This is a genomic window from Chamaesiphon sp. GL140_3_metabinner_50 (genome assembly GCF_025361915.1).
GTDB lineage: Bacteria > Cyanobacteriota > Cyanobacteriia > Cyanobacteriales > Chamaesiphonaceae > Chamaesiphon.
This window is the reverse complement of the sequence record NZ_JANYJC010000131.1, coordinates 1-5,631: the sequence shown is the minus strand read 5'-3', so window position 1 is coordinate 5,631 and position 5,631 is coordinate 1. Positions and strand designations below refer to the sequence as shown.

The following is a 5,631-nucleotide window of genomic DNA, read 5'->3' as shown; positions in this document are numbered from 1 at the left end:
AGCTTCCCCCACAAACGTCGCTTGTTTCCCCTGTCTTGTCTTGACGCACACAACCGGGAGGTTTCCTCCCGGTCGATGCGTCGCTGTCTCACCCTTTTTGACGGGGAAAATAACCAAAGGTGAGCCGCAAGTAAAGCACCTTTTCAAGAGAGGGGTGCCCGTAGGGCGGGGTGGGTGGATCTCCGCATCTCACTAAATCTCCCTGTCCCCCCGTCCCCCCATCTCCCTGCGCGATCGAGCCAAATAGCTGCTATAATGGTGCATTGTGGCTTTTTTGCCTACCAAGATATCGATCATTAGTTAATTCGAGCGGAATCTAATATGACCAAGCGTACTCTCGGCGGTACTAACCGCAAACAGAAAAGAACATCTGGCTTCCGAGCGCGGATGCGTTCTCGGACTGGACAAAAAGTCATCAAAGCGCGGAGAGCCAGAGGTCGGCATCGCCTGTCTGTATAGGTTTGCGCTTACATACTCAGAGTAACAACTCGTGTCATTGCCCAAACCCCATCGACTCAGACGCAGGCAAGATTTTCAAAAAGTTTATCAGTATGGCAAACGCCATCAACAAGTGCATCTGACGCTTAGAAGTTTGCAACATTTGCCGAACTCAACTACCGAAAATCTACCTGCTACTCGATTTGGGATTTCTGTGAGTCAGAAAGTTAGTAAAAAAGCAGTAATTCGCAATCTGCTCAAACGACAGGTGAAAGCGGCTCTGCGTCAACTGTTGCCGCAAATTACCAGCGGATGGTCGGTGGTAATTGGAGTCCGACCTTCAGCACAGGGGTGCGAATATGTCGAAATTTTGCGAGAATTAGAGCAGTTGTTGGCAGCCGCCGAGGTACTTGATGGGCATTAAAGAAGAAACGTTTTACGAAGGTGGCCCCCATATTGGGGACTTGATTTTTCATGTGGTCTTAATACCACTAATATTTTTTATCCCTTTGGCAATCGGAGCGATTGTCAGAGCAATTTGGTTGCGGTATAAAATTACCGATCGCCGAATTTCAGTCATTGGTGGTTGGATGGGCAAAGTTCGTACCGATCTAGTTTATTCGGAAATCACTGACGCAGTAACTATCCCCCGTGGGTTAGGATTTTGGGGAGACATGGTGGTTACCCTCAAAGATGGTAGCCGCTTGGAATTGCGCTCGATCCCTCGCTATCGCGAAATCTACGACTATATCAACGAGCGGGTGACCGCCAAAACTGGCGTACCCCTGTTGAGCGTAACCGAGAAAGCCGAAGCCGCCACTCAAACTACCTAAATTAGGGATTAGGTTTTAGGCTTTAGTGGTCATGGTCGATCTATACCTAAACACCTAACACCTAACACCTAACACCTAACACCTATCCCCTAACCTCTAGTTGACAATGGACTTCGGAATCGGATTTATTTCCAACAAGATCATGTTGCCGATCGTAGATTTTTTCTACGGAATCGTGCCAAGCTACGGTTTAGCGATCGTCGCACTGACATTAGTGATTCGGTTTGCACTCTATCCATTAGGTGCAGGTTCGATCCGCAACATGCGTAAAACCAAAATCTCTCAGCCGTTGATGCAAAAACGGGTCAAAGAAATTCAGCAGAAATTCAAAGACGACCCCACCAAGCAACAACAGGCGATGAGTGATGTCTATAAGGAGTTTGGCAACCCCTTAGCTGGTTGCTTGCCAGTGGTATTGCAAATGCCTGTTTTGTTTGCGTTGTTCGCCACCTTGCGGGGGTCGCCATTTTCAAATGTCGATTACAACGTCAACTTACAAATTGTCCCCACAGCCGAAATCGCTCAGGTTCAGCCCCAAGTCTTTACTAGCGAACCACATAGTATTTATTTCAACACCAACATCCACACTCCCGTAATTGCTAGCATTCCCACCGGGAACGTCGTTGGAGTCGGACAAACAGCAAAGGTCGAATTTCAAGGTCTCGATGGTAAATCTTTTAGCGAATTAACCGCTCAGTATCCCAAATCGAACCTCACCCCGGAGTGGACGATTACCAAGGGGATGGAAAACGTCAAAATTACTCCAGATGGTCAACTTGAAGCGATCGCCCCTGGAGATGTCACCATTAAAGGGACTATTCCGGGGATTGCGGCTAATACTGGCTTCTTATTTATCGATTCGCTCGGTCACGTCGGCGCGATGGATCCCGATGGTAAAATCCACTGGGATATTATCGCCATGATCGTCTTCTTTGGCTTGAGTTTGTATGTCAGCCAAAACCTATCGAGCAGCACTCCTACTCCAGCAGTAGCAGGCGATACAGGTGCAGAACAACAGCAAGCACAGCAAGCTGTCAATAAATTCACTCCCGTGATCTTTTCGGGGATGTTTCTATTCTTCCCGCTCCCCGCTGGCGTACTGATGTACATGGCGATTGGTAACGTGTTTCAACTAGCACAAACCTACCTCGTCAATCGCGAACCACTACCACCCGATTTACAAAAATTGGTAGAACAACAAGAACGCGAAAAGCCTAAAGATAATAGCGAACGTGAAGAAATTCCGTTCGAGAAAAACAAAAAGAAAAAAGCAACATAAATTAGGTATTAGGTATTAGGTGTTAGGCTTTAGGGACGAATCGATCGTCTCAAAAGCTTCTACTTTTAGCAGCTTAAAGTCTAACTTCTATGACCTAAAACCTAATACCTAAAGCCTAATACCTAATACCTAATCATGACCGACCAACGTCTAGACCGTGCCAAACAGTGGCTAGAACAACTACTGAGCCTATCAGGAATTGCTACTACCGTAGATACAGTACAACCAGCCGGAGCGAGTGAGACTAACTACTGGCTGACGATCGATCCTAATCCACTGACACCCGCACAGAAAGAACTCTTAATCGGCTCGGAAGGTGCCGCGATCGATGCGATCCAGTACTTGGCTAACGCTAGCCTCAACATCCATGCCGAAGCCGATTTACAAGCAGGATACACGATCGAACTAGATGGCTATCGCCAGCGTCGCGCCATTGCCCTGAAAACGATCGCCGATGAAGCCGCCGAGCGCGTTCGTGCAACTGGTACCGAAGTCATCCTCCAGCCGATGTCTTCAGCCGAACGCCGCCAAATGCACACTTTTTTCGACAGCGACCCTAGTTATAGCGATCTGGCTACTCAAAGTCGCGGTCAAGAACCCGATCGCCGCTTGGTCGTACAATTAGCCCAGCCGCCAGCAGTAGAATAAATGTAGCTAGGGGTTCGATTCGATATTTAGATCTACCGTACCTACTTTTCCAATGGAACCACTTTATCTTCCCCAACTTGCCAATCGACGCGATCGCACCCTGGAGATCGTTGTCGATACCACCGTCGCTGAATTTGACACCCTCACGCCAGTCCGAGGCAAAATCGTCGTCAAACATGGCGGTACATATCTAGATGTCTCCGCACAAACAGAGACAATTCTCACCCTCAAATGCGATCGCTGTCTGCAACAGTACAATCATCGACTCGCCCTAAATGCGACGGAAATTATCTGGCTAGAAGCCGAAGATCCCACACCACCACGCGCGGGTGTCGAAATTAAAAACGAGCTTGAAGAATTGGTAGAATCGCTACCGCCAGACGGACACTTCCAGCCAGACGTATGGCTGTACGAACAATTGTGTCTGGCGGTACCGCTCCGAAAATTGTGCAATCAAGATTGCGCCGGAATTACCCCGATTGAGTCTCCACCTGAAGTGCAACCATCAGTACCAGTGAAGCTAGACAGTCGCTGGGGCATACTGGAAGGACTCAAAAGTCAACTGGAAAATAGCTGAATTAGGGAATAGGGAATAGGGTATGGGGGATATAATGTTAAAACCTAATCCCTAAAACCTAAAACCTAAACGATCGTTACAAATATTTATCTAAAACCCCCCAAAAAATGGGGATCGAGCTAAGGTGAGGTGAAGTCGAATCGAACCCTACATCTCCAGTATTTCCAATAATTTATGTCTTTACAAAGCTTTGGTGTCATTGGTCTAGCTGTCATGGGTGAAAACCTAGCCCTTAACGTCGAGCGTAATGGCTTTCCGATCGCCGTTTTCAATCGAACTGGGGCAGTAACTGATAAGTTCATGGAAACCCGCGCCCAAGGGAAAAAAGTAGTTGCTACACATACATTAGAAGAATTTTGCGCCGCCCTCGAAACTCCGCGCAAAATTCTGTTAATGGTCAAAGCTGGTAAACCTACCGACGATACGATCGACGCGCTCAAACCTTTTCTCGAACCAGGTGATGTCATCATCGACGGTGGTAACTCACTATTTACAGATACCGAGCGTCGGACTAAAGATCTCGAAGGATTGGGATTTACCTTTATCGGGATGGGTGTTAGTGGTGGTGAAGAAGGTGCGCTCAATGGCCCCAGTATGATGCCAGGAGGCACGGAAGCTGCCTATCGCAATCTCGAACCCATTCTTACTAAAATCGCCGCTCAGGTAGACGATGGCCCCTGCGTAACGTATATCGGCAAAGGTGGAGCTGGGCACTACGTAAAAATGGTGCATAACGGCATCGAGTACGGCGACATGCAATTGATCGCTGAAGCTTACGATTTGCTCAAAAATGTGGCAGGTTTAGACCACAAGCAGTTGCATGAAGTCTTTACCGAGTGGAACAAAACCGACGAACTCAACTCTTTCTTAATCGAAATCACCGCCGATATCTTTAAGTATATCGACCCAGAAACAAATGAGCCGTTAGTAGAACTAATCCTCGATGCTGCCGCTCAAAAAGGTACCGGACGCTGGACTGTCCAAAGTGCCCTAGAATTAGGCGTGTCGATTCCGACCATTATTGCTGCGGTGAATGGACGAATTATGTCGTCGATTAAAACCGAACGGGTTGCGGCTTCAAAAGTCTTAACTGGGCCAGATGGCAAGTTTACAGGCGATACTAAGGTGTTTGTAGACCAAGTACGCGACGCGCTATACTGCTCCAAAATCTGTTCTTACGCTCAAGGAATGGCATTACTCAGTGCGGCTTCTAAAGCTGAGGGTTACAACCTTAATCTGAGCGAAATTTCACGGATTTGGAAGGGTGGCTGTATCATTCGCGCTGGATTCCTCAACAAAATTAAGGATGCCTTCAAAGCCGAACCAAATTTAGCCAATCTGCTCCTAGCTCCAGAATTCAAACAGACTATTCTCGATCGTCAAGCCGCATGGCGCGAAGTTATCTCTCAAGCAGCTAAACTGGGCATTCCCGTCCCGGCTTTTAGTGCCTCGCTAGACTACTTTGATAGCTATCGCCGCGCCAATCTGCCCCAGAACCTCACTCAGGCTCAACGGGACTACTTCGGTGCCCATACCTACGAACGTACCGATAAACCAGGCTCGTTCCACACTGAATGGACTAAGTAGGAGATGGGAGCGGGGAGCGGGGAGCGGGGAGATGGGAGATTTTGGATTGAAAACGGATCGACTTCTCCTCGTCCCCCAGTCCCCCATAAAAAACTTTCCGCCAACCAGTTGACATCCTGGCGAAAAGAGTGCATAATGAGATCTGTTGATTAAATGGGACTGTAGCTCAGTTGGTTAGAGCGCGCGCCTGTCACGCGCGAGGTCGCGGGTTCGAGTCCCGTCAGTCCCGTCCTAAATAATGGATAGACTTCCTAAATATTCAAGCCTTG

7 protein-coding genes and 1 tRNA gene are annotated in these 5,631 nt (G+C 48.1%); all 8 read left to right on the top strand.

Annotation, left to right across the window (positions count from 1 at the left end; all coding sequences use genetic code 11):
• The first annotated feature begins 321 nt into the window (after positions 1-321).
• The 8 genes from rpmH (at position 322) to Q0R35_RS07025 (ending at position 5,591) form a co-directional block, all read left to right on the top strand.
• A complete protein-coding gene (gene rpmH, locus Q0R35_RS07060) occupies positions 322-459 on the top strand; it encodes a 50S ribosomal protein L34 (protein WP_015162297.1) in 138 nt (45 codons plus the stop codon).
• Between the two features lie 31 nt (positions 460-490).
• Positions 491-862, top strand: a complete 372-nt coding sequence (gene rnpA / locus Q0R35_RS07055; RefSeq protein ID WP_295615389.1) for a ribonuclease P protein component — start codon at positions 491-493, stop codon at positions 860-862.
• Positions 852-1,271 carry a PH domain-containing protein gene (locus Q0R35_RS07050; RefSeq protein ID WP_295615388.1) on the top strand — a complete coding sequence of 140 codons (420 nt, stop codon included), beginning with the start codon at positions 852-854 and terminating at the stop codon, positions 1,269-1,271. The genes rnpA and Q0R35_RS07050 overlap by 11 nt, the downstream gene beginning before the upstream one ends.
• Before the next feature lie 106 nt (positions 1,272-1,377).
• Positions 1,378-2,550: a membrane protein insertase YidC gene (gene yidC, locus Q0R35_RS07045; protein WP_295615387.1), complete on the top strand. Its 1,173-nt coding sequence runs from the start codon at positions 1,378-1,380 to the stop codon at positions 2,548-2,550.
• Between the two features lie 135 nt (positions 2,551-2,685).
• Complete coding sequence (locus Q0R35_RS07040; protein WP_295615386.1) at positions 2,686-3,198, top strand: R3H domain-containing nucleic acid-binding protein; 513 nt, start codon at positions 2,686-2,688, stop codon at positions 3,196-3,198.
• Positions 3,199-3,250: 52 nt separating this feature from the next.
• Positions 3,251-3,775, top strand: coding sequence for a YceD family protein (locus tag Q0R35_RS07035; protein ID WP_295615384.1), 525 nt, complete (start codon positions 3,251-3,253; stop codon positions 3,773-3,775).
• Positions 3,776-3,949: 174 nt separating this feature from the next.
• Positions 3,950-5,362 (top strand): NADP-dependent phosphogluconate dehydrogenase, encoded by a 1,413-nt coding sequence (gene gndA / locus Q0R35_RS07030; protein ID WP_295615383.1) that lies wholly within the window; start codon positions 3,950-3,952, stop codon positions 5,360-5,362.
• Between the two features lie 155 nt (positions 5,363-5,517).
• Positions 5,518-5,591: transfer RNA gene (locus Q0R35_RS07025), tRNA-Asp, on the top strand.
• Positions 5,592-5,631 lie beyond the last annotated feature (40 nt).

What these genes read in the sequence shown, in the direction of transcription:
- Q0R35_RS07040 (WP_295615386.1), top strand. Translation starts at nt 2,686, where the DNA reads ATGACCGACCAACGTCTAGACCGTGCCAAACAGTGGCTAGAACAACTA.
- yidC (WP_295615387.1), top strand. Translation starts at nt 1,378, where the DNA reads ATGGACTTCGGAATCGGATTTATTTCCAACAAGATCATGTTGCCGATC.
- gndA (WP_295615383.1), top strand. Translation starts at nt 3,950, where the DNA reads ATGTCTTTACAAAGCTTTGGTGTCATTGGTCTAGCTGTCATGGGTGAA.
- Q0R35_RS07035 (WP_295615384.1), top strand. Translation starts at nt 3,251, where the DNA reads ATGGAACCACTTTATCTTCCCCAACTTGCCAATCGACGCGATCGCACC.
- Q0R35_RS07050 (WP_295615388.1), top strand. Translation starts at nt 852, where the DNA reads ATGGGCATTAAAGAAGAAACGTTTTACGAAGGTGGCCCCCATATTGGG.
- rpmH (WP_015162297.1), top strand. Translation starts at nt 322, where the DNA reads ATGACCAAGCGTACTCTCGGCGGTACTAACCGCAAACAGAAAAGAACA.